The organism is Clostridium sp. RTP31139st1_H3_RTP31139_211217 (assembly GCF_040227035.1).
Taxonomy (GTDB): domain Bacteria; phylum Bacillota; class Clostridia; order Clostridiales; family Clostridiaceae; genus Clostridium; species Clostridium saudiense.
This window is the reverse complement of record NZ_JBCOAB010000099.1, coordinates 1-2,921: the sequence shown is the minus strand read 5'-3', so window position 1 is coordinate 2,921 and position 2,921 is coordinate 1. Positions and strand designations below refer to the sequence as shown.

The following is a 2,921-nucleotide window of genomic DNA, read 5'->3' as shown; positions in this document are numbered from 1 at the left end:
ATTCCAAATCTACCAACTAATCATACAAAAAAAGAGTAGATAGATTTGTTTTTTACACAAATCTATCTACTCTCCCTTGATTCCAGATAATTTGCTAAAGATTATAAACTCACTATGTTCAAACATATAATCTTCTTCACACAAATTATCTTCCATCAATTATTAAATTCTACGGTTCAATTTCAATATTCCCTTCAATATAATATTTCTTTTTTCTATATATGCATAGTAAAGTAAATTATAGTTGCAATCGCCATACCACTACTTTAATTATAAACATTACTAATATTACATTTGCGTTTTTTTAATTATCAGATATGCGGTTTTAGTCACAATCCAATTTGAATTAATAACTTTATACTATTTTATAGTTCTAAATTCAAAGCCTTGGCTTTGTAAGTACTCTATTATTCTTGGAAGAGCTTTTACTGTTTCCTCTTTCCCATATGTATCATGCATTAAAAGAACTACACTATCTGCATTAGGTCCTAAAGCTTCTACACTTTCTTTAGTACATTGTACTAATTCATCAGCATTTTTCATTTTCCCTTCAGCATCTTTATTTAATGCATTCCAATCAACATTATAGTATCCATTCTGTTCCATAGCTTCCTTCATTGCAGTACGACCTTCCCATGACCAATATCCACCCGGCAATCTAATAACTCTTGTTGAGAAATCTTCACCTAATACTGCTTTCATTGAATTTTGACTTTTCTCAAGATCTGATACAATATTATTTACATTCATAGTTCTATTAGGATATAAATATGAATAATCGTGACCATATGTATGATTTGCTATTGCATGTCCTCTTTTAACTTCTTCTTTTAATATTTCTTTTGCTTCATCGCTCTTATCTATGGATGAACCTAAAACAAAAAATGTTGCTTTAACATTATATTTATCCAATATGTCTAATACTTGTGGTGTATTTGTTGTTGATGGTCCATCATCGAAAGTTAAATAAACTACCTTTTTACCATCAGTTCTTACTGGATAATGTTTTGTTCCATTTAAAAGCCCTTTAGTGTTTTCAGCAACCATTGCAGCATCATCAGCATTAGGGTCTTCTTCAAATGATAAGTAACCACTATTATCTAATTTATTTTCTTCTACTTTATCTTTATCATCTGATTGATCTTTATTATTTTCTACTTCATTTTCATTATTAGATTCTGTATTATTACTTGTCCCATTTTGATTTTCATTAGGAATTGTAATTTGTAACTTTTGTTCTTCATGCTTTGGTATAAATTTAATACATAAAACTATCGACACTGCTATTAATATACTCCCCAATATAATCGCTACTTGTCTTTGTTTTCTTTTCTTCTTATTTCGCTTCCTCATTCTTTTACCCATCCTTTGCTGACATCCCTTCACTGATTTATATTTTATTTTAAGTTTACTTAATATATAAACATTTTCTCCTCACTACTAATATACAATATAACTATAGTCGAATTCGTTACAAAAGTGTTACAAATAAATAAAATCTAAATACAATAATATTTATTAGACTTTTTACCTTTAAATAAAGTTCCAATAATTATATTTTTATAAAAAAATAAAAGGATAAGACAAAACTTATCCTAATTTTTAATCTGCATTAATTTCTATTATTTAATTGTTCTAAATTCAAATCCTTTATCTTGTAAGTATTCTATTATTTGAGGTAATGCTTTTACTGTCTCTTCTTTTCCATATGTATCATGCATTAGAAGAACAACACTATCTGCATCTGGGCCTAATCTTTCTATATTTTCCTTAGTTTTTTGAACTAATTCATCAGCAGTTTTTGCAGCTCCCTGCGCATCTTCATTTAATGCATTCCAGTCAATATTACAATATCCAGTTTCGATCATCTTATCTCTCATAGGTGTACGACCTTCCCATGACCAATATCCACCTGGAAATCTAATAACTCTCGTTGAAAAATCATCACCTAATATTTCTTTCATTATATCATTATTTTTCTCAACATCTGATACAATATTATCTACATTCATAGTTCCATTAGGATATAAATAAGCATAATCATGTCCATATGTATGATTTGCTATAGCATGTCCATTTTCAGCAATATCCTTTAGTACATCTTTCTCACCATTTCCGGCTTCTAACATCTTCCCTAAAACAAAAAATGTTGCTTTAACATTATATTGATCTAATATATCTAATATTTGTGGTGTATTTGTCGTTGATGGTCCATCATCAAAAGTTAAGTAAACTACTCTTTTACCATCTGTTCTTACCGGATAATTTTTTGTTCCATTTAAAAGCCCTTTAGTATTTTCAGAAACCATAGCTGCATCATCTGCATTAGGATCATCCTCTAATTTTATATAATTAACATTGTTTTTTGAGTCAACTTCTAACTCTTCTCCAACTACTTGATCATTTTGAACTAATTCATCTTCTTTATTAGACTCATCTAAACTACCATTTTCTTTATTACTCGCTATACTTTCTTTTAAAGTACTATTTTCTTTTTTAGGAATAAACTGTACTCCTATTATTGTTACAGCAACTACTATCACACATATAATTAAGACAGTAATATTTTGCTTTTTAATTGTATCCATTTTACTTCTCTTGCTATTATACTTTTTCCCTATCATTATTTTCCCCCCTACTGATATAATTACCGCACTTACTATAATAACATATGATTCAATATTATTCCAAACCCTCTTTCAGTAAAATTAATTAGTAATTTTTTCATCAAATATGTAAAAACAAGAAAATCCTACTCTATGGACTGTTAGTTTTATTACACTTATAAAGTTATAAATGTACTTAAGTTTATTAGAGTATACTCATAAAATATACTGATATAATATAAGATAAATTACAATATCAAGTGCAACACTAATTAATTGCAAAAAAAATAACCCATACGGGTACGTTCATGTTAA

The 2,921-nt window shown here is 28.0% G+C and carries 2 protein-coding genes; both read right to left on the bottom strand.

Annotation, left to right across the window (positions count from 1 at the left end):
• Positions 1-360 precede the first annotated feature (360 nt).
• Positions 361-1,353 carry a polysaccharide deacetylase family protein gene (locus tag ABUA17_RS18595; protein WP_042401835.1) on the bottom strand — a complete coding sequence of 331 codons (993 nt, stop codon included), beginning with the start codon at positions 1,351-1,353 and terminating at the stop codon, positions 361-363.
• Positions 1,354-1,622: 269 nt separating this feature from the next.
• Positions 1,623-2,624 (bottom strand): polysaccharide deacetylase family protein, encoded by a 1,002-nt coding sequence (locus tag ABUA17_RS18590; RefSeq protein ID WP_042403108.1) that lies wholly within the window; start codon positions 2,622-2,624, stop codon positions 1,623-1,625.
• Positions 2,625-2,921: the final 297 nt, after the last annotated feature.